The sequence below is a fragment of the Albidovulum sediminicola genome (assembly GCF_025751575.1).
Lineage (GTDB): Bacteria > Pseudomonadota > Alphaproteobacteria > Rhodobacterales > Rhodobacteraceae > Albidovulum > Albidovulum sediminicola.
Genome location: NZ_JAOWLA010000009.1, coordinates 151869 through 173867, shown reverse-complemented (window position 1 = coordinate 173867; position 21999 = coordinate 151869). Strand labels below are relative to the sequence as shown.

Here is a 21999-nt window from a genome sequence, read left to right as displayed (position 1 = left end):
TCATTCCCGCCCCGGAGCGTCACTTACCAATCGCGGTCAGGACCGCTTCGCCCAGCCCGGCGGGGCTGTCGGCGACGATGATGCCGGCGGATTTCATCGCTTCGATCTTCGATTCCGCGTCACCCTTGCCGCCAGCGACGATCGCGCCCGCGTGGCCCATGCGGCGGCCCTTCGGCGCGGTGCGCCCGGCGATGAAGCCCGCGACCGGCTTCTTGCGGCCGCGCTTGGCCTCGTCCTTCAGGAACTGGGCGGCCTCTTCCTCGGCGCTGCCGCCGATCTCGCCGATCATGATGATCGACTGGGTTTCGTCATCGGCCAGGAACCATTCGAGCACGTCGATATGCTCGGTCCCCTTGATCGGGTCGCCGCCGATGCCGACGCAGGTGGACTGGCCAAGGCCGACGTCGGTCGTCTGCTTGACCGCCTCGTAGGTCAGCGTGCCCGAACGCGACACCACGCCAACCGAGCCGCGCTGGTGGATGTGGCCGGGCATGATGCCGATCTTGCAGGCGCCGGGCGTGATCACGCCGGGGCAGTTCGGGCCGACCAGCCGCGACTTCGAGCCCTGAAGTGCGCGCTTGACCTTCATCATGTCGAGGACCGGGATCCCCTCGGTGATGCACACGATCAGCTCCATCTCGGCGTCGATCGCCTCAAGGATCGAATCCGCCGCGAAGGGGGGCGGCACATAGATCGCGGTGGCATTGGCCTGGGTCATCGCCCGGGCCTCGTGGACCGAGTTGAAGACCGGCAGGCCCAGATGCTCGGTCCCGCCCTTGCCGGGCGTCACGCCGCCGACCATCTTGGTCCCGTAGGCAATGGCCTGTTCGGAGTGGAAAGTGCCCTGAGAGCCGGTGAAGCCCTGGCAGATCACGCGGGTGTTTTCGTTGACGAGGACTGCCATTTTCTTAGCCTTTCACCGCTTTCACGATCTTCTGTGCTGCATCCGACAGGTTGTCGGCGGCGATCACGTTCAGGCCGCTTTCGTTGATGATCTTCTTGCCCAGGTCGACGTTCGTGCCCTCAAGCCGCACGACCAGCGGCACCTTCAGGCCAACCTCCTTCACTGCGGCGATCACGCCCTCGGCGATGATGTCGCAGCGCATGATGCCGCCGAAGATGTTGACCAGGATGCCTTTGACGTTCGGGTCAGAGGTGATGATCTTGAACGCCTCGGTCACCTTCTCCTTGGTCGCGCCGCCGCCTACATCGAGGAAGTTGGCCGGTTCGGCGCCGTAAAGCTTGATGATGTCCATCGTGGCCATCGCCAGGCCCGCGCCGTTGACCATGCAGCCGATCTCGCCGTCCAGCGCGATGTAGTTCAGGTCGAACTTGGAGGCGGCGAGTTCCTTGGGGTCCTCCTCGGTCTCGTCGCGCAGCGCGGCGATGTCGGGGTGGCGGTAGGTGGCGTTGCCGTCGAAGCCCATCTTGGCGTCGAGACACTTGAGGTTACCCTCGGTCGTGACGACCAGCGGGTTGATCTCCAGCATCTCCATGTCTTTCTCGACGAAGAGCTTGTAGAGCGTCCGGATCAGGGCCACGCACTGCTTGACCTGCGCGCCCTCAAGGCCAAGGGCGAAGGCCACGCGGCGGCCGTGGAAGTCCGACAGGCCAGAGGCCGGATCGACCGAGAAGGACAGGATCTTTTCGGGGGTCTTGGCGGCGACCTCCTCGATGTCCATGCCGCCTTCGGTCGAGCAGACGAAGGAGATGCGGCTGGTCTGGCGATCGACGAGCAGCGCGAGGTAGAACTCCTTCGCGATGTCCGAACCGTCCTCGATATAGATGCGGTTGACCTGCTTGCCCGCGGGGCCGGTCTGATGGGTGACCAGGGTGCGGCCCAGCATCTTGCGGGCCTCGTTCGCGGCTTCCTCGACCGAGCGGGCGAGGCGGACGCCGCCCTTTTCGCCGGCCTCGGCCTCCTTGAAGTGGCCCTTGCCGCGGCCCCCGGCGTGGATTTGCGCCTTGACGACCCAAAGCGGCCCGTCGAGTTCTCCGGCTGCCGTCTTCGCCTCTTCGGCGCGAAGTACGGCCCGTCCGTCGGAGACCGGCGCACCGTAGCTGCGCAGAAGCGCCTTGGCCTGGTATTCATGGATGTTCATGAGACTGTCCCGTGCTGGTGCGGTTTGAACTTGCTCATGGCACAGGCACAGGCGCTGTCAAAATGATAAATGCGGGATTGACCCAGAACCGGCAAAATAAGTGAAATTTGTGATCACAGCATTTCCGGGTGTGATCACATGCGACTGGGGCGTGGCGATTTACGGCCCGAAGCCCCGGATTCGCTGATGTTTCGGAGAGAGGGGCGATGCCCGATGGCGGTGCATCGCGGCACCGCGAAAGACGGCCGGGCGCTGGAACGCGCCCGGCCGAGCGGTCTTAGGCCAGCGACGGGTCGATCGCCTTGCAGGCTTCGACGAGGCCGCTCACGGCGGCCACGGACTTGTCGAACATGGCCTGTTCGTCCTTGTTCATCTTGATATCGACGACGCGCTCAATGCCATTGGCGCCGATGATCGTCGGGACGCCGACATACATGCCCTTCAGGCCAAGGGCGCCGTCGACATAGGCCGCGCAGGGCAGCAGGCGGCGCTGGTCCTTCAGATAGGCTTCGGCCATTTCGATGGCGGAGGTGGCAGGTGCATAGAAGGCGGAGCCGGTCTTCAGCAGGCCGACGATTTCCGCACCGCCGTCGCGGGTGCGCTGCACGATCGCGTCCATGCGCTCCTGCGTGGTCCAGCCCATCTCGATCAGGTCGGGCAGCGGGATGCCACCGACGGTCGAATAGCGGACCAGCGGCACCATCGTGTCGCCGTGGCCGCCCAGCACGAAGGCGGTGACGTCACGCATGGAGACGTTGAACTCGGTCGCCAGGAAGTGGCGGAAGCGGGCCGAATCAAGGACGCCCGCCATGCCGACGACCTTGTTGTGCGGCAGGCCCGAGAATTCGCGCAGCGCCCAGACCATCGCGTCAAGCGGGTTGGTGATGCAGATCACGAAGGCGTTCGGCGCATGCGCCTTGATGCCTTCGCCGACCGATCTCATGACCTTGAGGTTGATGCCCAACAGGTCGTCGCGGCTCATCCCCGGCTTGCGGGGCACACCGGCGGTCACGATGCAAACATCAGCGCCAGCAATGTCTTCGTAGGAGTTCGTGCCCTTGAAGGAGCCGTCGAACCCTTCGGACGGGCCGCTTTCGGCGATGTCGAGCGCTTTGCCCTGCGGCGTGCCCTCGGCGATGTCGAAGAGGACGACATCCCCGAGTTCCTTGATCGCGGCAAGATGGGCGAGGGTTCCGCCGATCTGTCCCGCGCCGATAAGCGCGATCTTCGGTCTGGCCATGATTGGTCTCCGGCTCCAGTGAAATGACGCGGCCTTGGGTAGCGGCAGTTTGTCTTTCGCGCAAGCCCGCTGCGGTGCGGCGCGATGGTCCGGCTTTCTCGGAAGCGGCACAGTTGGTAGAAAAGCGGCACCGCGGCGGGAGAGTGACGTGGAAGGATTCGGATTCTGGTCGCTCGCGGTCGCGGCGTCCTGCTTTGTCGGCTTGTCAAAGGGCGGATTGCCCGCGATCGGCATGCTCGGGGTGCCCGTGCTCGCGCTGGCGATCTCGCCGGGGACGGCCGCGGGGTTGCTGCTGCCGGTCTATGTCGTCTCCGACATGTTCGGGCTATGGGCCTACCGCCGCGCGGTGGATCGCCGGGTGCTCGCGATCCTCATTCCGGCGACGACGCTTGGCGTGGCGCTGGGCTGGGCAACGGCCGCGATCGTACCAGAACGGGCAGTGACGGGTCTCGTGGGCGCCATCGGCGCGGCCTTCGCGCTGAACCTCATCTTTCGTGGAACACCCAAGGGGGCAGCCCGTCCTGCGCGGGTCGCGCCGGGGGTGTTCTGGGGTGCGCTTTCGGGTTTCACGAGCTTTGTCAGTCACGGCGGCGCGCCGCCCTATCAGGTCTACGTCCTGCCGCTGAAGCTTGAAAAGATGGTCTTCGCGGGAACGTCGACGGTACTCTTTGCCTACGTCAACGCCGCCAAGTTGATCCCCTACTGGTCGCTGGGGCAGCTTTCGCCCGCCAATCTTTCGGTGGCGGCGGTGCTGATGGTGCCGGCTTCGATTTCGGTCCTGGCGGGGGTGCGGCTGGTCCGGGTGATCCCCGGCGAGTTGTTCTTTCGCCTCGTCACCTGGGCGCTGCTTCTGATCTCGGCGAAACTGATCTGGGACGCGCTGAGCTGAGGTGCCGCGCGCAGGTTTGCAGCGAGCAGAATGAGGATGCCGAAGCCGAGGAGCAGGGCGGAGAACTGGCGTTCCATGTGGGTCACGCTTGCTTTCGTGTGAAGGGGCGCCGATGGCACCCCGGGGCGCGCGCACCCTGCGCGGGAGCCCGAAAAGGCCGCGTAAACCCGCCGAACGCTGCCGAATGGCAAAAAATTTCTGCGCTGCGGCATTTCTGGGGTTGAAGAATGTGGCAAAATCGGCATCCCTGACGCAAGATTCTTGCGGAGGTGACATCATGGCTAGATCGAGCGATCCGCGTGGCCGGCCGCTGCGCTCCGTCCTTTACATTCCCGGGGCGCGGGAACGCGCATTGGAGAAGGCCCGAGACCTGCCGGCCGACGCGATCATCTTCGATCTGGAAGATGCCGTGGCGGTGGATGAGAAAGAAAACGCGCGGACGCTCCTGGCGCGCAAGCTGGCCGAGGGCGGATACGGAGCCCGGATGCGGATCGTTCGCATCAACGGCCTCGATAGCCCCTGGGGGCGAGCGGACGCTGCCGCCTTCGCCGGTTCCACTGCGGACGCGATCCTGGTTCCGAAAGTCGCCTCTCCGGCCGATCTGGACGCGGTCGCGGCCCTGGTGCCCGACCTTCCGCTCTGGGCGATGTTGGAAACGCCGGCCGGTGTTCTCAACGCCGCGGCGATCGCGGCGCATCCGCACCTGGAAGGCATGGTCATGGGCACCAATGACCTCGCCAAGGAGCTTTCGGCGCGTGTCGGTCCCGGACGGGCCGAGCTGCTGACTGCGCTGCAATTATGCCTGCTCGCGGCGCGGGCCCACGGGCTTGCCATTATCGACGGCGTCTTCAACGCCTTCCGGGACGCGGAGGGCCTCGCGCGCGAATGTGCGCAGGGCCGCGACATGGGCTTCGATGGCAAGACGCTGATCCACCCCGCCCAGATCGAGGTCGCCAACACCGCCTTCGCCCCTTCCGAAACCGAAATCGAACTGGCGCGCCGCCAGATCTCCGCCTTCGAGGAGGCGACGAGCGCCGGGCAAGGCGTTGCCGTCGTCGATGGCCGGATCGTGGAGAACCTGCATGTTGCCACCGCGCGTGAACTCCTCACGCGGGCCGAGGCGATTGCGGCGGCTGCCAGTTAGGCGCAGGCTCCGCCCCGGCCAGTGGGAGATTCGGCATGGACATTCTGATCCTTGGACTCGTTCTGTGGGTTTTTTCCCATCTGTTCAAACGTCTGATGCCGGGCCTGCGGGCGCGGATGGGCGCGGCCGGCAAGCTTTTTGTCACTGTCCTTTCGCTGGCGGCGATCGCGCTGATGGTCATCGGCTATCGCGGGGCGGAGGCCGAGGCGCTCTACACCCCGCTCCCGGGAATGGGTCATCTGAACAACCTGCTGATGCTGATCTCGCTTTATCTGATGGGGGTCGGGCATTCGCGCGGCGTACTCAGCGCGCGGATCCGGCATCCGATGCTGTCTGGCGTCGTGCTTTGGGCGGTTGCGCATCTGCTGGTCAATGGCGACCTGGCCTCTGTCATGCTGTTCGGCAGCCTTGGCGTCTGGGCTATCGCGGCGATGTTGTTGATCAACGCCCAGGAGAGATGGCAGCGGCCGGCGCCGGGTAGCCCACGGGGCGATGCGATCAATCTGGGCGTGACGCTCGTTCTTTATGCGCTGATCGCGGGAATTCACATCTGGCTGGGCCACAACCCCTTCGTGGGGACCTATGGCTGATCGAGAACAAGGGGACGAGGGAATGAAGACCAATCCGGGCAGGTTTTTCGAGGACTACAGCCTGGGCGAGGTGATCGTGCACGCGGTGCCGCGCACGGTGTCGGGGGGCGAGCGCGCCCTGTATCACGCGCTTTATCCGGCCCGCCACGCGCTGCATTCGTCCGACGAATTCGCCCGTGCCTGCGGGCTGCCCGCCGCCCCGCTTGACGACCTGATCGCCTTTCACACCGTCTTCGGCAAGACGGTCCCCGATATCTCGCTGAATGCGATCGCGAACCTTGGCTATGCCGAAGGGCGCTGGCTGAAGCCGGTCTGGCCGGGTGACACGATCCGGTCCGAAAGCACTGTGATCGGACTCAAGCAGAATTCCAACGGCACCTCTGGCGTCGTCTATGTCCGGACCCGCGGGCTTAACCAGCATGGCGAGGCGGTGCTGGAATACGTGCGCTGGGTCATGGTGCGCAAACGTGACCCTGAAGCCCCGGCGCCGGAAGCCGTTGTCCCGGATCTGAAGAAGTCGGTGCCTGCGGATGCGATCGTGCTACCCGAAGGGCTCGATTTCACCCGCTACGACACTACCCTCGTGGGGGAGGCGCATCGCTGGGGCGACTACGCGGTCGGCGAGCGGATCGACCATGTCGATGGCGTCACCGTCGAAGAGGCGGAACACATGCTGGCCACGCGCCTTTGGCAGAACACCGCCAAGGTTCATTTCGACCGCACCCAGCGTCCGGACGGCAAGCGGCTGATCTATGGCGGCCATGTCATCTCGCTCGCGCGCGCGCTGAGCTTCAACGGGCTTGCGAATGCCCAGATGATCGTGGCGCTGAACGCGGGCGCGCATGCCAATCCCTGCTTCGCTGGTGACACCGTGCGCGCCTGGTCGGAGGTGTTGGACAAGGCCGAAACCGGGGCCCCCGGGGTAGGCGCGCTCCGGCTGCGGCTGGTCGCCGTCAAGGATGGCGCGGCGCCCTTCGCGCTGAAGGACGAGGCCGGGAAATACCTGCCCGAAGTGCTGCTGGATCTCGATTACTGGGCGCTCATGCCGATCTGACGATGGGTGGCGCTGCCCGTCCGGACGCTGAACCGGCCAGAGGTTCACGTTCCGGCGCCTCCGCTGCGAGGGGTGGGGCACCTGAGGGGCGCATCGTGTGATCACGCACCGGAAAAGCGTGATCACAAATGGAAAAAACTGCCTCCGTTGGTGCGAAAGATCGGTGTCTGGGGCGAAGTCTGGCGTGACTTGATGGAAATTTTCGGTATTCATGACGCAGAAAATGCGCGACCTGTTGCGAAAGGACCGACCATGGCAGACGTGAACCGGGGCAATCGGCCGCTTTCCCCGCACCTTCAGATCTATCGCTGGCAGGTGCCGATGTTGACCTCGATCCTGACGCGGGTCACCGGCAACGCCCTGATCGTATCGACCGCGCTCGTGGTCTGGTGGCTGCTCGCGGCGGCGACGAGCCCCGAATATTTCGCGCTGGCCGACGCAGTGGTGCGCTCCTGGTTCGGCAAGCTGGTGTTCCTCGGCTCGATCTGGGCGGTCTGGTACCACTTCCTGACGGGGCTTCGGCATCTTTACTATGACAGCGGCCGCGGGCTCGATATCCCGACGGCGGAAAAGCTGGGCTGGGCCTGCATCATCGGTTCGGTCGTTCTGACCGTGATCACAGTCATCATTCTCTGAAGGGGGCGGCGATGAGATATCTGACCGACCGCAAGCGCGCCGCTGGCCTTGGCTCCGCCAAGAGCGGGACCGAGCATTACTGGCACATGCAGGTCTCGGCCGTGGGCCTCGCAATCCTGGTGCCGCTTTTCATCTTCACCTTCGGCTGCATCCTTGGCGCCCCCTACGAAGAGGTCGTGGCCTATTACAGCCGCCCCTTCCCGGCGATCGTCACGGCGCTGACGCTGATCGTGGGGCTGACCCACTTCAAGAACGGCGCGCAGGTGATGATCGAGGATTACGCCCACGGGCTGGCGGCCAAGGCGCTGATCGTGGGCACCGTCTGCCTGTCCTACGCGCTGATGGCCACTGGTCTTTTCGCGCTGATCCGGCTCGCGCTCTGAGGAATGACGATGACTGCTTATCCCTATGAAGTTCACGAATACGATGTTGTGGTCGTCGGGGCGGGCGGCGCGGGTCTGCGCGCGACGCTGGGCATGGCCGAACAGGGCCTGCGCACGGCCTGCGTGACCAAGGTCTTCCCGACGCGGTCCCACACCGTCGCGGCGCAGGGCGGGATCGCCGCCAGCCTCGGCAACATGGGGCCGGACAGCTGGCAGTGGCACATGTACGACACCGTGAAAGGGTCGGACTGGCTGGGCGACACCGATGCGATGGAATACCTCGCCCGCGAGGCGCCCAAGGCGGTTTATGAACTGGAACACTACGGCGTTCCCTTCAGCCGGACCGAGCAGGGCAAGATCTACCAGCGGCCCTTCGGCGGTCACACGACCGAGTTCGGCGAAGGCCCCCCGGTGCAGCGCACCTGCGCCGCCGCCGACCGCACGGGCCACGCGATCCTGCACACGCTCTACGGCCAGTCGCTGAAGGAACAGGCGGAGTTCTTCATTGAATACTTCGCGCTCGATCTGATCATCACCGACGGTGCCTGCACCGGCGTGGTGTGCTGGAAGCTCGACGACGGCACGATGCATGTCTTCAATGCCAAGATGGTGGTGCTGGCCACGGGCGGCTACGGGCGAGCCTACTTCTCAGCGACCTCTGCGCATACCTGCACCGGCGACGGCGGCGGCATGGTGGCGCGCGCGGGCCTGCCGCTTCAGGACATGGAGTTCGTGCAGTTCCACCCGACGGGCATCTATGGCTCCGGCTGTCTGATCACCGAGGGCGCGCGGGGCGAGGGCGGGTACCTCACCAACTCCGAGGGCGAGCGCTTCATGGAACGCTATGCGCCGACCTACAAGGACCTGGCCAGCCGCGACGTGGTGAGCCGCTGCATCACCATCGAGATCCGCGAAGGCCGCGGGGTGGGCGAGCACAAGGATCACATGCACCTGAACCTGTCGCACATCCCGCCCGCGACGCTGCATGAACGGCTGCCGGGGATTTCCGAGTCAGCCAAGATCTTTGCCGGCGTGGACATCACCAAGGAACCGATCCCGATCCTGCCGACCGTGCACTACAACATGGGCGGTATCCCCACGAACTATTGGGGCGAGGTGTTGAACCCCACGGCGGACAATCCAGACAACGTCTTCCCCGGCCTGATGGCTGTCGGGGAGGCGGGCTGCGCCTCGGTCCACGGGGCGAACCGCCTGGGGTCGAACAGCTTGATCGACCTCGTGGTCTTCGGCCGCGCGGCGGCGATCCGCGCGGGCCAGATCGTGAAGCCAGGTGCCGCCAATGCGCCGGTGAACAAGGCCGAGGTGGACCGGGCGCTGTCCCGCTTCGACGATCTGCGCCACGCCAAGGGCAACGTTCCCACCGCCGAACTGCGGCTTGAGATGCAGAAGACCATGCAGGCCGACGCCGCCGTCTTCCGCACCGACAAGACCCTGGCCGAAGGGGTGGAGAAGATGGGCAAGGTTGCGTCCAAGATGGACGACCTGAAGGTCACCGACCGCAGCCTGATCTGGAACTCCGACCTGATGGAGACGCTGGAGCTGACGAACCTGATGCCCAACGCGCTGGCCACCATCACGGCCGCCGAGGCACGCAAGGAAAGCCGCGGCGCCCATGCGCATGAGGATTATCCGGATCGCGACGACGCGAACTGGCGCAAGCACTCGCTCGCGGCTGTCGATGGCGCCAAGGTCACGCTCAGCTACCGGGCGGTGCATCTCGATCCGCTGACGACCGAGGCAGAGGGCGGCATCGAACTCAAGAAGATCGCGCCGAAGGCGAGGGTCTATTGATGTATGGCCGGGCCATAGCGGCCGGCGCGCTTGGCTTCACGCTGGCCGCCTGCAATGCCGCGCCCCCGCCGCCGGGCGGTCCGATTGCGCTTTGCAGCGCGCAATCGGGCCTGAGCCTACGCGCGGCCAAGGCGCAGGCGGCGGGTGCGGCCGAGCCGGTCAGCGCGACGCCCGAAGAGGTCCGGCAGATCAACGCCTGCCTGGTTCGCGCCGGTGCCGGCGCCATCGAACGCGAGGTCACGGTGCCGGTGCCGACACCCGAGCGCGAGGGGGCCAGCATCTTCAGCGAAGGCACGGGCTACCGTGGATCGACCCTGGTGAATGTCACGTTGTCGCCCGTCGCGGCCGATCCGGCGCCGCGGCCCGCACCGAAACCCGCCAAGGGTAAGCTGCCGTTGCCGACAAGCTATCCGCTCCTGCCCGGCGATGCCGAGCTTTGGGCGACGCTGACGCGCGAACAGCAGGAACGCGCGCTTCTGTTCCTTCAGGACGGCTCCACGATCCGCGCCTCGTTGAGGACGGATTGATGAATATCGCGCCGATGCTCCTCGCCACGACCCTGGGGCTGACCGCTTGCGGTCCGATGTCGGTCGAGCGCGCGGAGGATGCCTGTTTCGAACGCGCCCGCCTTGCGGCCGGACCGCGTGGCTTCGTCGCCGTCGGCGGCGGAAGCGGCGGGGTCGGCACCAAGATGCGGCTCGCGATCTCCACCGACTACTTGCAGAGGCGCGATCCGTCGGCCCTTTATGACGCCTGCGTCTATCAGAAATCCGGCCAGCCGCCGCGCCAGCCGCTCTACACCCGCCGAGATTGGAAGGGATAAGTCATGGTTCAGTTCACGCTTCCGAAGAATTCGACGATCCGGGTCGGCAAGACCTGGCCGAAGCCCGAGGGAAAGAACATCCGCAAGTTCCAGATCTACCGCTGGGACCCGGACACCGGCGAAAACCCGCGGGTGGATACCTATTTCCTTGATATGGACAAGTGCGGCCCGATGGTTCTGGACGCGCTGATCAAGATCAAGAACGAGATCGACCCGACCCTGACCTTCCGCCGGTCCTGCCGCGAGGGGATCTGCGGCTCCTGCGCGATGAACATCGACGGGCGCAATACGCTGGCCTGCATCTTCGGCCTTGATGAGGTCAAGGGCGACGTGAAGATCTATCCGCTGCCGCACATGCCGGTGGTCAAGGACCTGATCCCTGACCTTACGCATTTCTATGCGCAGCATGCCTCGATCATGCCTTGGCTGGAGACCAAGACCAACCGGCCCGCGAAGGAGTGGCGCCAGTCGATCGAGGACCGCAAGAAGCTCGACGGGCTTTATGAATGCGTGATGTGCGCGTCCTGCTCGACCTCGTGTCCCAGCTACTGGTGGAACGGCGATCGCTACCTTGGGCCCGCCGCGCTGCTGCACGCCTACCGCTGGATCATCGATTCGCGCGACGAGGCCACGGGCGAGCGGCTGGACCAGCTTGAGGACCCGTTCAAGCTTTACCGCTGCCACACGATCATGAACTGCGCCAAGACCTGCCCTAAGGGTCTGAACCCGGCCAAGGCGATCGCGGAAATCAAGAAGATGATGGTCGAACGGATGGTGTGACGGCCCGGCGGCCCATGTCGCGGGCCGTCTTCGTCCTGTCCACCGGGCGCTGCACGACCCAGGCGCTGGCGCGCGCGGTGGCGGACCTCGTGCCCGGCGCCGTGGTGGAGCATGAGGGGCTGAAGGCCCGCTACATGCCCCGGCGCGTCTATCGCAAGCCCCAGGCGCTTGCCCGCGCCTTGGAGCGGTCGGGCGAGATCGAGGCGAAGTTTCGTGAGATCGAGGACCTGATCGCAAACGGCCGACGTTATGTCGATACCGGCTGGCCGGTCTATGCCTGGATACCCTATCTCCGGTCTCGTCTGGGCGACGCGATGGGCTTCGTGCACCTGGTGCGCAACCCGTTCGACTTCGCGGCCTCTATGCTGACACATCGCTTCTACGTCACGTCGAACGGGCGCTACAAGAAGCAGGGCGTGATCTTCGGGACTGACAAGAAGCTCATCCATTCGGCCCTCGCCGCGGGGTGGGAGGGGTTCTCCGCCTACGAAAAATGCCTCTTCCACTGGCTCGAACTCAACGCCTTCGGGATGGAATGCCATGACTTGCCCGGCTTTCGCGGGCTCTACCGGTTCGAGGACTTGCACGCCGGCGACGGGGTGGCGCTGCGGGCGCTCCTGTCGGAGCTTTCGGGGGCCGTGCCGGATGCGGCGTGCCTGCCGGTCGAGGACAAGGTGCATGTCCCGCTCCGGGAGCCGATCGTGGTGAGCCATTCCCTGCTTTTCGATGCTGTGATCGCGCAGGCAGAGGCGCTTGGATACGATGGTGCCCGGTTGCGCGCGGGTTACGACCCGAAGGCGCTCGCGCAAAGATACGGCGCGGCGCGCTGGGCGGACCGCCGTCGCCGGAACTAGGTGCCGCGCGGACCCCGTGGTAAGCTAAGCCGTCTCCGGTGTGAAAGGATGCGGTCATGGACGGTCGGCTGAAGCTTCTTGTCGGCACGACGAAGGGGCTTTTCCTTGTCGAGGGCGGCCCGGGCCGCACGGGATGGGAGGTCAGCGGGCCCCACTGCGGCGGCTGGCCCATCAACCATGCCGTGGGGGACCCCGACACCGGAACGATCTGGGCGGGCGGTGGCGGCGACTGGCACGGCGCGGGCGTCTGGCGGTCCGAGGATGGCGGCAAGAGCTGGGAGCTGTCGAGGCTTACCAGCGGGCGCATGGACGAATGGGCCGCCAACGATCCCGACTTCGCGGCAATGATCGGCTGGACGGGGGCAGAGGTGCTGTTCGGAGCCGACTTTGCGCAGGTCTGGTCCTTGGGCCATGCGCACGGGACGCTTTATGCCGGCACGAAGCCCGCCAGCCTTCTGCGCAGCGCCGACGGCGGGCGAACCTGGGAGCGGGTGGAGGGCCTCAGCAACCACCCCTCCGCCGGAAGTTGGACGCCGGGCGCGGCAGGGCTGGTTCTGCATACGATCGTGGCCGATCCGGCCGACGCGCGCAAACTCTGGATCGGGATCTCGGCGGCTGGTGTGTTAGCGACCGAGGACGGGGGTGAAAGCTGGGACCGCCGCAACCGCCTGTCGAACGCCGAAGCCTGCGCCCATCATGACCACCCGGCCGCGCCTCGCGACGGCGAGACCGGCCATTGCGTCCACAACATGATGCGTGCGCCGGGGCGCGGGGACGTGCTTTACCAGCAAAACCACCACGGCGTATGGCGCAGCGCCGATGGCGGGCGCAGTTGGGACGACATCACGCCCGGGCTGCCCTCCACCTTCGGCTTTCCGATCCGCGTGCATCCACGCGACCCCGACACGATCTGGACCCTGCCGCTGAACGGCGATATGGCCGGGCGCTTCCCCCCCGATGCGGCCTGTGCGGTCTGGCGGTCGCGCGATGGCGGCCAAAGCTGGCAGGCATTGCGCGAGGGTCTGCCGCAGAAGGCGTGCTACTTCACGGTGCTGAGGCAGGCCATGTCGGGCGATACGCGCGACCCGGCGGGGATCTATTTCGGCACCAACAGCGGTTCGGTCTTCGGCAGCCTCGACGAGGGCGAAAGCTGGAGCGAAATCGCCCGGCACCTGCCCACGATCCTGGCGGTGGAGGCGTTGGAGCATGGCTGATGCGCCGCCGCGGACGGGATGGGTGCCATCGGGACGGGCGGCGCCTTGAGCCTTGCCGCCAAGATCCGGGACCGCTGGAAACGCTGGAAGCCGCGCTTCAAGCGGCTTCTCGCACAGGTGAACCGCAAGGTGCCGCCCGGTGTCCGGCTCGTGCTGGGCCTTCTGCTGATCGCGGGCGGCATCCTCGGGTTCCTGCCAGTCCTCGGATTCTGGATGATCCCGCTCGGGCTTGGGATCGTCTGGCTCGATATCCGGGCCTTGCGCCGGGCGGGCCGGGACTCAGGGCCGGACAATCGGCGGCGCTGAGCGCCGCCCGCCTCAGGACCGGACGTAGTGGAGGCCCTGGAAACCCGCGCGCAGGGCGGCGGTTTCTGCGGCAAGGCCCGCCGGATCGTTGGAGCGCAGGGCCCCCGCGATCAGCCGCGCCAGCGCCGGGGCATCGGCCTCGGTCACACCGCGACGGACGAGTTCCGGGGTGCCGATCCTCAACCCGTTCAGGTCGCCCGGCACCTCGGGCAGGGGCAGGCCGATCCCGCAGGCCAGGAAGCCCGCCTTTCGCAGCGTTTTCGAGGCCGCCTGGCCGCCGCCGAAGGCCGCCGCCTCGACCGCAAACTGATGGGAGCGGGTCGCGCCGCGCCCCGCTGCGAACACCGGGAGCCCCTCGGCCTGAAGCGCGTCGGCAAGCGCCCGCGCGACAGAGATCATGCGCGCGGCATAATCCGCGCCAAGATCGCGCCAGTCCAGAAGCGTCAGCGCCAGTGCCGCCACCCGTCCGGCGTCGAAATTCGCGGTCATGCCGGGAAAGGCGATGTGGTCCAGCGCCTCGGCGATCTCGGCCTCATTGGTCACGATCAGCCCGCCGGCGGGGCCGCCGAGGCTCTTGTAGGTGGACATGGTCATCACATGCGCGCCCTCGGCCAGCGGGTTGGCCCACTGGCCGCCCGCGATGATGCCGCATTGGTGGGCGGCATCGAACAGGACCTTTGCCCCGACCTCATCGGCGATGGCGCGAATGTCCCGAACCGGGTGCGGGAACAGGTTGAGCGACCCGCCGATCGTGATCAATGCCGGACGGACCTTGCGCGCGAGGGCGCGCAGGGCGTCAAGGTCCACGGTGTAGCCATCGGCGTCCACCGGAGCAGGGTGCGTGGTCAAGCCGTAAAGCCCCGCACATCCCGCCTTGTGGTGGGTGACATGCCCGCCGACGGTCGCGGGCGGCGCGATGATCGCATCGCCGGGCCTGGTCAGCGCCATGAAGGCGTAAAGGTTGGCCATTGCGCCGGAAAACACCCGCGTTTCGGCATATCTGGCGCGGAAGACCTCGGCGGCGAGTTCCGCCGCGATGGTCTCGATCTCCTCGATCGCTTCCAGCCCCATCTCGTATTTGTCGCCGGGGTAGCCGAGCGATGGGCGCGTGCCAAGTCCGGCCGCCAGCGCCGCCTCTGCCTGCGGGTTCATGACGTTGGTTGCGGGGTTCAGGTTGAAGCAATCGCGGTCGTGGATCTGGCGGTTGTCCCGGATCAACTGCGCGACCCGGCCCGCGACCTGTGCCGAGGGCGCGGTGGCCGCCTTGGCGTGGCGTTGGATCAGGTCTTCGCAATGGGCCGGAACCCAGGCGCGGCGGGCAAGATGGGGCATCGGGTCCTCCTTGATATGCGCGGAGTGTGACGCGAGAGGGGTTGCCGACACAAATCAGAAATGCGAAATTTTAGGCGTAGAAAAATTGAGTCTTCAGAATGCCCGTCGCCCCACCCCCGCCAAAGGGCCTTCCTCTGAACGCGCTCCGCGCCTTCGAGGCGGCGGCGCGGCTTGGCGGGTTTTCGGCTGCCGCCGTCGAACTGGGGGTGACGGCGGGCGCTGTGACCGCGCATATAAAGGCGTTGGAGGAGGCGCTGGGCGCCCCCCTTTTCGAGCGCCACGCCAAGGGCGTGCGGCTAAGCGCCCTTGGTCAACGTGCCTTGCCGGAGTTCACCGAGGCGTTCGACCGCCTTGGCCTCGCCGTCCAGACCCTGCGGGCGGAGGCCGCACCGCGCACCGTCCATATCGCGGCGCTGCCTGCCATTGCGCAGCTATGGCTGTCGCCGAGGTTGCCGGCAATTCGCGCCGCCGCACCGGGCATCACCGTTTCCATCACGGCGTTGGAGGCGCCCCCGGATCTCAAGCGCACGCCCTTCGACCTAAACCTCTTTTATCGGGAGGACGATCTCGGCCGCCATGTCGCGGGCGATGAGGTCTTTCCGGTCTGCGCTCCGCAGCTCGCGGGCCGCTTGCGCACGCCCGCGGACCTGGCCGGCATCGCCTGCCTGACGGACAGCGCCTGGCCCGGGGACTGGCAGGCCTGGCTCGGGGCCGCTGCGCCTGGGCTGGCGATCGTGCCCAAGGGGCCGGTCTATTCGCTTTACGCCCTTGCCGTCGAAGAGACCGTCAACGGCGCGGGCGTGCTGATCGGACATTCGGCCCTGGTGGCGGCGCATCTGGCCTCCGGCGCGCTGGTCGCGCCCTTCGAGACGCGGGTCAGGCTTGCCAGATCCTTGCGGCTCTGGTCCGCGCGGCCGCTGCGCCCGGGATCGGCAGCCGCGCGTGTCGCGGACTGGCTTTCCGCCTAGGCGAAAGCCGCCTCCAGTGCGATCTCGACCATGTCGCCGAAGCTCCGCTCGCGATCCTCGGCCGGCAAGGCTTCGTGCGTGATCAGGTGATCCGAGATCGTCAGAACCGCCAGCGCCCTTGCGCCCAGTCGGGCCGCGACGGTGTAAAGCTCGGCCGCTTCCATCTCGACGCACAGCGTGCCGTGACGGGCCAGGACCTCATTCAGGTCGGGGCGCTCGTCGTAGAAGACATCCGCGGAATAGATCCCGCCGACATGCGTGGGCGTGCCCTTGGCCCGCGCCGCAGCCACGGCCTTTTCCAGAAGCCCGTAGTCGGCGCAGGGCGCGAACTGCATGTCCCGGAAGAACCCGCGCGAGGGCGTCGACATGGTCGAGGCCGTCATTGCGATCACGATGTCGCGGATCTTCACCCGCTCCAGCATCGCGCCCGCCGAGCCGATGCGGATCAGCGTCCGGGCGCCGTATTCGCGGATCAGTTCGTTGGCGTAGATCGAAAGCGAGGGCATGCCCATGCCCGACCCGTGAATGGTGACCCGGTTGCCCTTCCAGGTGCCGGTGAAGCCCAGCATGCCGCGGACCTCGTTCACGCAGACGGGGTTCTCCAGGAACGTCTCTGTCGCCCATCTGGCGCGGCGCGGGTCGCCGGGCATGAGCACGGTTTCGGCAATATCGCCGGGCTTGGCACCGATATGGGGGGTCATGGTTCGCCTTTCACTCGCAAGCCGAGGCATCGTAGCCGCACCAACCGGTGCGGCAAGCCCGAAGTTGCAGGCCAAAAGGGTGGGCGGCTATTCGGCCGCCTCGGCCTTCGGTTCGGCGAGAAGGACTATGTCGCCCATGATCCGGTTCAGTTCGAAGTCCTTCGGGGTGTAGACACGGGCCACGCCGATGCGGCGCAGTGCCTCGGCATCCTCGTCGGGGATGATCCCGCCAACGACGACCGGCACATGCGAAAGCCCCGCGGCCTGCATCCGCTCCATCACCTCGGCGACAAGCGGCAGGTGACTGCCCGAGAGGATCGACAGGCCCACGACATGCGCCGCCTCCGCTTCGGCCGCCGCGACGATCTGCGACGGGGTCAGGCGAATGCCCTCGTAATGGATGTCCATGCCGCAATCGCGCGCCCGCGCCGCGATCTGTTCGGCGCCGTTGGAATGGCCGTCGAGACCGGGCTTGCCGACCACGAACTTCAGCCTGCGTCCAAGGCGCGAGGACACCGCATCGACGGCGCCGCGCAGGTCGTCCAGCCCCTCGGTCCGGTTGGAGGGCGATTTCGACACGCCCGTGGGGCCCCGGTACTCGCCATGGACGGCGCGCATGACACCCGCCCATTCGCCCGTCGTGACCCCGGCCTTCGCGCAATCGACCGAGGCGGGCATGATGTTGCGCCCGTCCTCCGCCGCAAGGCGGAGCGCGGCCAGCGCGGCCTCGACGGCCCGCTGGTCGCGGGCCTGGCGCCAGGATTGAAGCCGGGTGATCTGGTCGGTCTCGACCGCCGAATCAACGGTCAGGATCGCGCCGTCGCCCGCGGTGAGTGGCGACGCCTCCCCCGCCTGCCAGCGGTTCACGCCCACCACGACGGTTTCGCCCGCCTCGATCCGGTTCAACCGGTCGGCATTGGCCTCGACCAGGCGCCCCTTCATGTATTCGATCGCGGCGATCGCGCCGCCCATGCCGTCCAGCACCTTCAACTCGTCCCGCGCGCCCGCCTTCAGCACCTCGACCTTGGCGGCGATCACCGGGCTGCCGTCGAAGAGGTCGCCATATTCCAGCAGGTCGGTCTCATAGGCCAGGATCTGCTGCATGCGCAGCGACCACTGCTGGTCCCAGGGTCGCGGCAGGCCCAGGGCCTCGTTCCAGGCAGGAAGCTGAACGGCGCGCGCGCGGGCGTTCTTCGACAACGTCACCGCCAGCGTCTCCAAAAGGATGCGATAGACGTTGTTTTCCGGCTGCTGCTCGGTCAGGCCGAGCGAGTTGACCTGAACGCCATAGCGGAAGCGGCGGTATTTCTCCTCCTCGATCCCGTAGCGGTCGCGGCAGACCTCATCCCAGAGCTCGGTGAAGGCCCGCATCTTGCACAGTTCGGTGACGAAGCGGATGCCCGCGTTCACAAAGAAGGAGATCCGCCCGACCATCGCCGGGAAGGCAGCGGGATCGACCTTGCCGCGCAGGTCGTCAAGCACCGCGATTCCGGTCGCGAGCGCGAAGGCCAGCTCCTGCTCCGGCGTCGCGCCCGCTTCCTGCAGGTGGTAGGAACAGACGTTCATCGGGTTCCACTTCGGCAGGTTCCCGGCCGTGTAGGCGGCGACATCGGTGATCATCCGAAGCGAGGGCTTCGGCGGACAGATATAGGTGCCGCGGCTCAGGTATTCCTTGATGATGTCGTTCTGCACCGTCCCCTGCAGCTTGCGGACATCCGCCCCCTGCTCCTCGGCCACCGCGATATAAAGCGCGAGCAGCCAGGGCGCCGTGGCGTTGATGGTCATGGAGGTGTTCATCTCCTCCAGCGGGATCGCGTCGAAGAGGGTCCGCATGTCGCCCAGATGGCAGACCGGCACCCCGACCTTGCCCACCTCTCCGCGTGCAAGCTCATGGTCGCTGTCGTAGCCCGTCTGCGTCGGCAGGTCGAAGGCGACCGAAAGGCCGGTCTGGCCCTTGGCCAGGTTCGCGCGGTAAAGCGCATTCGACTTGGCGGCGGTCGAGTGGCCCGCATATGTGCGGAAGAGCCAGGGCTTGTCTTTCTTTACCTCGGTCATCGCGGGCCTCCGGATTCGGTTTTGAAACTTTATTTCGCAAGCGCAGAGATAGGCGACATTTCCTGACTTTGTCAATTCGCTGCGTTGCGGCATTCTGCTGTTGTGACACGCCACGCTTCGGCGCGCCGGAAAAATGTGCGCCCGAATGCAACGCAGCCGGGCGCGCCAACCAGACGGCCAAAGGGTCTATTGTCCGGGCGGGCGCGCTGACGCATTGTCGCGCCGAGGGTGCTGACGCCCGGGGCGCGGATCGGTAGGCTGTTGCGGATGATGGCGACCATCGAAATTCCGGTCTGGCTCTTCGTGCTGATCCTCGTCTTCGCCGGGGTGACGTTTGCGTCGCATTTCCTGTTCCCTTCGGTGCGATGGTTCCTCCGGCACGGGATGGAACGCATGGTGGCGCGGCTGAACGCCCGTCTGGAACGGCCGATCGAGCCCTTCAAGCTGATGGCGCGCCAGGACATGGTGATCCGGCTTGCCCACGACCCCAAGGTTGCCGAGGCGATCGCCGCCGAGGCCGAGGAGACCGGCATCCCGGAAACCGTTCACCTTGAACGCGCGCGCCGCTACGCCCGCGAAATCGTGCCCGCCTTTTCGGCCATGTTCTATTTCGGCATCGCGGCGCGGGCGGCCAAGTGGTTCGCGCGGTTGATCTACCGCGTCCGCATCGGTCAGTTCGACACCGATGCGATCGCTGGCATCGATCGGCGGGCGACGATCGTCTTCGTGATGAACCACCGCTCGAACATGGACTATGTGCTGGTCACCTACCTGGCCGCCAGCCGGTCGGCGCTGTCCTACGCGGTGGGCGAATGGGCGCGGGTCTGGCCCCTGTCCTGGCTGATCCGGGCGTCTGGCGCCTATTTCATCCGCCGCAGGTCGGGCAACCTGCTTTATCGCCGGGTCCTTGCCCGCTACGTCCAGATGGCGACGGCTGAGGGCGTGACGCAGGCCCTCTTTCCCGAGGGGGGGCTTAGTCTCGATGGCAGGGTGGGCCGGCCGAAGCTGGGCATCCTGTCCTATATCGTCGAGGGCTATCGCCCGGGCGGTCGGGATGTCGTCTTCGTGCCCGTCTCCCTGGCCTATGACCGCGTGATCGAGGACCGGGTTCTGACCGCCGCCCATGCTGCGGGTGTGCGGCGGTTCCGGGCGCCCGTCGGAACGATCCTGCTGTTCATCGGCCGTCAGCTGCGCCGGATGCTGACCGGGCGTTTCAAGAAATTCGGCGTGGCCTCGGTCAGTTTCGGCACCCCCCTGTCCCTGGCGGCGTTCCTCGCGGCACCACATGGCGATGTCACGGCGGACCTGGCCGAGGAACTGATGCGGCGCATTGCGCGCAACGTCTCGGTGCTGCCGGTGCCGCTCTTCTGCGCGGCGCTGGGCGAAGAGACCGATCTGCCTCTTGCTGAGGTCGAGCAGCGGGCGGAAGCCCTGAGGCGTCGGCTGGCGGCGGCGGGTGCGCACCTGGACCTGCCGGATGGTTCCGCGCGTGCGGCGGTCTCTGGCGCCATCGAGATTCTTGCGCTGCGCAAGATCGTCCGGCGCGCGGGCGACCGCATCCAGGTTGCGCCGCGCGACCGCGCGCTGATAGACTTCTACGCGGCCCCGGTCGCACATTGGCTTTGTGCAGATGCGGCATCCGGGGCGCGTCCCAAGCCCTGAAAACGTGCGAAGCGAGATTCGTTGGGACATAAAATTTCAAAATTGACCATAAGTCCTATTGCAAAATTACCCTCTCGCACATATTCCATGCTTGGAACCGCATTGATTCTGCGGTGCGGCGACAGACTCAGGAGAGGTGGATGGCTTTGGACACGCAGACCGAAATCGCGCCCTACGACGCGCCCGAGAAGGACCTGTACGAGATCGGCGAAATGCCGCCCCTCGGCTATGTGCCCAAGAACATGTATGCTTGGGCGATCCGCCGGGAACGCCATGGCGAACCCGACAGCGCGATGCAGGTCGAGGTGGTTGAAACGCCCCAGATCGACAGCCACGAGGTTCTCGTGCTCGTCATGGCGGCGGGCGTGAACTACAACGGCATCTGGGCCGCGCTTGGTGTCCCGATCAGCCCCTTCGACGGCCACAAGGCGCCCTATCATATCGCGGGCTCCGACGCCTCCGGTATCGTCTGGAAGGTTGGGGACAAGGTGAAGCGGTGGAAGGTCGGGGATGAGGTCGTCATCCACTGCAACCAGGACGACGGCGACGACGAGGAGTGCAATGGCGGCGACCCGATGTTCTCGCCCAGCCAGCGGATCTGGGGCTACGAGACGCCGGATGGCTCCTTCGCGCAATTCACCCGCGTCCAGGCGCAGCAGTTGATGCACCGCCCGAAGCATCTGAGCTGGGAAGAGTCTGCCTGCTACACGCTGACGCTGGCAACGGCCTACCGGATGCTGTTCGGCCATCGTCCGCACATCCTGAAACCGGGCGACAACGTGCTGGTCTGGGGGGCCTCGGGTGGTCTGGGGTCCTACGCGATCCAGTTGATCAACGCGGCAGGCGCCAATGCGATCGGCGTGATCTCGGAAGAGGACAAGCGCGACTTCGTGATGGGGCTGGGCGCCAAGGGCGTGATCAACCGGAAGGAGTTCAACTGCTGGGGCCAGATGCCCAAGGTCGGCACACCCGAATACGGGGCCTGGTTCAAGGAGGCCCGCAAGTTCGGCGCTGCGATCTGGGCGATCACCGGCAAGGGCAACAACGTCGACATGGTGTTCGAACACCCCGGCGAGGCGACCTTCCCGGTGTCGGTCTTCGTGGTCAAGCGCGGTGGCATGGTCGTGATCTGCGCCGGCACCACGGGCTACAACCTGACCTTCGACGTGCGTTACCTCTGGATGCACCAGAAGCGGGTGCAGGGCAGCCACTTCGCCAACCTCAAGCAGGCCTCGGCCGCCAACAAGCTGATGCTGGAGCGCCGGCTCGACCCCTGCATGTCCGAGGTCTTCCCCTGGGCGGAGATCCCCGGCGCGCATATGAAGATGCGCCGGAACGAGCACAAGCCGGGCAACATGGCGGTCCTGGTCCAGGCGCCGCAGACCGGGCTGCGCACGTTTGAGGATGCGGTGGAGGCCGGCCGGCGGGGCTAAATCCGAGTCGCATCGACACAA

22 protein-coding genes are annotated in these 21999 nt (G+C 66.3%); 16 read left to right on the top strand and 6 right to left on the bottom strand.

Features of this window, described 5'->3' with window-relative positions; translation table 11 throughout:
* Positions 1-19: 19 nt before the first annotated feature.
* The 3 genes from sucD to mdh all read right to left on the bottom strand — a co-directional run bounded on the left by sucD (position 20) and on the right by mdh (position 3342).
* Positions 20-904, bottom strand: coding sequence for a succinate--CoA ligase subunit alpha (gene sucD / locus OE647_RS11395; RefSeq protein WP_263721851.1), 885 nt, complete (start codon positions 902-904; stop codon positions 20-22).
* A gap of 4 nt (positions 905-908) precedes the next feature.
* On the bottom strand, positions 909-2102 hold the full coding sequence (gene sucC / locus OE647_RS11390) for an ADP-forming succinate--CoA ligase subunit beta (protein WP_263721850.1): 1194 nt from the start codon (positions 2100-2102) through the stop codon (positions 909-911).
* Between the two features lie 277 nt (positions 2103-2379).
* Positions 2380-3342 (bottom strand): malate dehydrogenase, encoded by a 963-nt coding sequence (gene mdh / locus OE647_RS11385; protein ID WP_263721849.1) that lies wholly within the window; start codon positions 3340-3342, stop codon positions 2380-2382.
* Positions 3343-3490: 148 nt separating this feature from the next.
* Here mdh and OE647_RS11380 point away from each other — a divergent pair, with 148 nt between their 5' ends.
* The 13 genes from OE647_RS11380 (at position 3491) to OE647_RS11320 (ending at position 13827) form a co-directional block, all read left to right on the top strand.
* A complete protein-coding gene (locus OE647_RS11380) occupies positions 3491-4231 on the top strand; it encodes a sulfite exporter TauE/SafE family protein (protein WP_263721848.1) in 741 nt (246 codons plus the stop codon).
* Positions 4232-4508: 277 nt separating this feature from the next.
* Positions 4509-5375: an HpcH/HpaI aldolase/citrate lyase family protein gene (locus OE647_RS11375; protein ID WP_263721847.1), complete on the top strand. Its 867-nt coding sequence runs from the start codon at positions 4509-4511 to the stop codon at positions 5373-5375.
* A 35-nt stretch (positions 5376-5410) separates the two neighbouring features.
* Positions 5411-5965, top strand: coding sequence for an NnrU family protein (locus OE647_RS11370; RefSeq protein ID WP_263721846.1), 555 nt, complete (start codon positions 5411-5413; stop codon positions 5963-5965).
* A gap of 22 nt (positions 5966-5987) precedes the next feature.
* Positions 5988-7019 (top strand): MaoC family dehydratase, encoded by a 1032-nt coding sequence (locus OE647_RS11365; RefSeq protein WP_263721845.1) that lies wholly within the window; start codon positions 5988-5990, stop codon positions 7017-7019.
* 252 nt (positions 7020-7271) lie between these two features.
* Complete coding sequence (gene sdhC, locus OE647_RS11360; RefSeq protein WP_263721844.1) at positions 7272-7655, top strand: succinate dehydrogenase, cytochrome b556 subunit; 384 nt, start codon at positions 7272-7274, stop codon at positions 7653-7655.
* Positions 7656-7666: 11 nt separating this feature from the next.
* Positions 7667-8038, top strand: coding sequence for a succinate dehydrogenase, hydrophobic membrane anchor protein (sdhD, locus tag OE647_RS11355; RefSeq protein ID WP_263721843.1), 372 nt, complete (start codon positions 7667-7669; stop codon positions 8036-8038).
* A 9-nt stretch (positions 8039-8047) separates the two neighbouring features.
* A complete protein-coding gene (gene sdhA / locus OE647_RS11350) occupies positions 8048-9850 on the top strand; it encodes a succinate dehydrogenase flavoprotein subunit (RefSeq protein ID WP_263721842.1) in 1803 nt (600 codons plus the stop codon).
* Positions 9850-10377 (top strand): hypothetical protein, encoded by a 528-nt coding sequence (locus OE647_RS11345; protein ID WP_263721841.1) that lies wholly within the window; start codon positions 9850-9852, stop codon positions 10375-10377. The genes sdhA and OE647_RS11345 overlap by 1 nt, the downstream gene beginning before the upstream one ends.
* Positions 10377-10673, top strand: coding sequence for a hypothetical protein (locus OE647_RS11340; protein ID WP_263721840.1), 297 nt, complete (start codon positions 10377-10379; stop codon positions 10671-10673). The genes OE647_RS11345 and OE647_RS11340 overlap by 1 nt, the downstream gene beginning before the upstream one ends.
* Positions 10674-10676: 3 nt before the next feature.
* On the top strand, positions 10677-11453 hold the full coding sequence (locus OE647_RS11335; protein ID WP_263721839.1) for a succinate dehydrogenase iron-sulfur subunit: 777 nt from the start codon (positions 10677-10679) through the stop codon (positions 11451-11453).
* A 14-nt stretch (positions 11454-11467) separates the two neighbouring features.
* Positions 11468-12307, top strand: a complete 840-nt coding sequence (locus OE647_RS11330; protein ID WP_263721838.1) for a hypothetical protein — start codon at positions 11468-11470, stop codon at positions 12305-12307.
* Between the two features lie 56 nt (positions 12308-12363).
* The gene (locus tag OE647_RS11325; protein ID WP_263721837.1) at positions 12364-13521 is read left to right on the top strand and encodes a WD40/YVTN/BNR-like repeat-containing protein; all 1158 of its coding nucleotides are present in this window, start codon (positions 12364-12366) and stop codon (positions 13519-13521) included.
* A gap of 45 nt (positions 13522-13566) precedes the next feature.
* Positions 13567-13827 (top strand): hypothetical protein, encoded by a 261-nt coding sequence (locus OE647_RS11320; RefSeq protein WP_263721836.1) that lies wholly within the window; start codon positions 13567-13569, stop codon positions 13825-13827.
* A gap of 12 nt (positions 13828-13839) precedes the next feature.
* On the opposite strand, the gene OE647_RS11315 is transcribed toward OE647_RS11320, so the two are convergent.
* Positions 13840-15159 (bottom strand): serine hydroxymethyltransferase, encoded by a 1320-nt coding sequence (locus tag OE647_RS11315; RefSeq protein WP_263721835.1) that lies wholly within the window; start codon positions 15157-15159, stop codon positions 13840-13842.
* A gap of 98 nt (positions 15160-15257) precedes the next feature.
* Here OE647_RS11315 and OE647_RS11310 point away from each other — a divergent pair, with 98 nt between their 5' ends.
* Positions 15258-16127: a LysR family transcriptional regulator gene (locus tag OE647_RS11310; RefSeq protein WP_263721834.1), complete on the top strand. Its 870-nt coding sequence runs from the start codon at positions 15258-15260 to the stop codon at positions 16125-16127.
* Here OE647_RS11310 and deoD read toward each other — a convergent pair.
* Positions 16124-16828: a purine-nucleoside phosphorylase gene (gene deoD, locus OE647_RS11305; protein WP_263721833.1), complete on the bottom strand. Its 705-nt coding sequence runs from the start codon at positions 16826-16828 to the stop codon at positions 16124-16126. The genes OE647_RS11310 and deoD overlap by 4 nt on opposite strands.
* Before the next feature lie 87 nt (positions 16829-16915).
* Positions 16916-18883: a protein meaA gene (locus OE647_RS11300; protein WP_263721832.1), complete on the bottom strand. Its 1968-nt coding sequence runs from the start codon at positions 18881-18883 to the stop codon at positions 16916-16918.
* Between the two features lie 270 nt (positions 18884-19153).
* On the opposite strand from OE647_RS11300, the gene OE647_RS11295 reads away from it, so the two are divergent.
* The gene (locus OE647_RS11295) at positions 19154-20545 is read left to right on the top strand and encodes a 1-acyl-sn-glycerol-3-phosphate acyltransferase (protein WP_412174947.1); all 1392 of its coding nucleotides are present in this window, start codon (positions 19154-19156) and stop codon (positions 20543-20545) included.
* A 140-nt stretch (positions 20546-20685) separates the two neighbouring features.
* Complete coding sequence (gene ccrA / locus OE647_RS11290) at positions 20686-21978, top strand: crotonyl-CoA carboxylase/reductase (protein WP_263721830.1); 1293 nt, start codon at positions 20686-20688, stop codon at positions 21976-21978.
* Positions 21979-21999 lie beyond the last annotated feature (21 nt).

What these genes read in the sequence shown, in the direction of transcription:
- sucD (WP_263721851.1), bottom strand. Translation starts at nt 904, where the DNA reads ATGGCAGTCCTCGTCAACGAAAACACCCGCGTGATCTGCCAGGGCTTC.
- sucC (WP_263721850.1), bottom strand. Translation starts at nt 2,102, where the DNA reads ATGAACATCCATGAATACCAGGCCAAGGCGCTTCTGCGCAGCTACGGT.
- mdh (WP_263721849.1), bottom strand. Translation starts at nt 3,342, where the DNA reads ATGGCCAGACCGAAGATCGCGCTTATCGGCGCGGGACAGATCGGCGGA.
- OE647_RS11375 (WP_263721847.1), top strand. Translation starts at nt 4,509, where the DNA reads ATGGCTAGATCGAGCGATCCGCGTGGCCGGCCGCTGCGCTCCGTCCTT.
- OE647_RS11370 (WP_263721846.1), top strand. Translation starts at nt 5,411, where the DNA reads ATGGACATTCTGATCCTTGGACTCGTTCTGTGGGTTTTTTCCCATCTG.
- OE647_RS11365 (WP_263721845.1), top strand. Translation starts at nt 5,988, where the DNA reads ATGAAGACCAATCCGGGCAGGTTTTTCGAGGACTACAGCCTGGGCGAG.
- sdhC (WP_263721844.1), top strand. Translation starts at nt 7,272, where the DNA reads ATGGCAGACGTGAACCGGGGCAATCGGCCGCTTTCCCCGCACCTTCAG.
- sdhD (WP_263721843.1), top strand. Translation starts at nt 7,667, where the DNA reads ATGAGATATCTGACCGACCGCAAGCGCGCCGCTGGCCTTGGCTCCGCC.
- sdhA (WP_263721842.1), top strand. Translation starts at nt 8,048, where the DNA reads ATGACTGCTTATCCCTATGAAGTTCACGAATACGATGTTGTGGTCGTC.
- OE647_RS11345 (WP_263721841.1), top strand. Translation starts at nt 9,850, where the DNA reads ATGTATGGCCGGGCCATAGCGGCCGGCGCGCTTGGCTTCACGCTGGCC.
- OE647_RS11340 (WP_263721840.1), top strand. Translation starts at nt 10,377, where the DNA reads ATGAATATCGCGCCGATGCTCCTCGCCACGACCCTGGGGCTGACCGCT.
- OE647_RS11335 (WP_263721839.1), top strand. Translation starts at nt 10,677, where the DNA reads ATGGTTCAGTTCACGCTTCCGAAGAATTCGACGATCCGGGTCGGCAAG.
- OE647_RS11330 (WP_263721838.1), top strand. Translation starts at nt 11,468, where the DNA reads ATGTCGCGGGCCGTCTTCGTCCTGTCCACCGGGCGCTGCACGACCCAG.
- OE647_RS11325 (WP_263721837.1), top strand. Translation starts at nt 12,364, where the DNA reads ATGGACGGTCGGCTGAAGCTTCTTGTCGGCACGACGAAGGGGCTTTTC.
- OE647_RS11315 (WP_263721835.1), bottom strand. Translation starts at nt 15,159, where the DNA reads ATGCCCCATCTTGCCCGCCGCGCCTGGGTTCCGGCCCATTGCGAAGAC.
- OE647_RS11310 (WP_263721834.1), top strand. Translation starts at nt 15,258, where the DNA reads ATGCCCGTCGCCCCACCCCCGCCAAAGGGCCTTCCTCTGAACGCGCTC.
- deoD (WP_263721833.1), bottom strand. Translation starts at nt 16,828, where the DNA reads ATGACCCCCCATATCGGTGCCAAGCCCGGCGATATTGCCGAAACCGTG.
- OE647_RS11300 (WP_263721832.1), bottom strand. Translation starts at nt 18,883, where the DNA reads ATGACCGAGGTAAAGAAAGACAAGCCCTGGCTCTTCCGCACATATGCG.
- OE647_RS11295 (WP_412174947.1), top strand. Translation starts at nt 19,154, where the DNA reads ATGGCGACCATCGAAATTCCGGTCTGGCTCTTCGTGCTGATCCTCGTC.
- ccrA (WP_263721830.1), top strand. Translation starts at nt 20,686, where the DNA reads ATGGCTTTGGACACGCAGACCGAAATCGCGCCCTACGACGCGCCCGAG.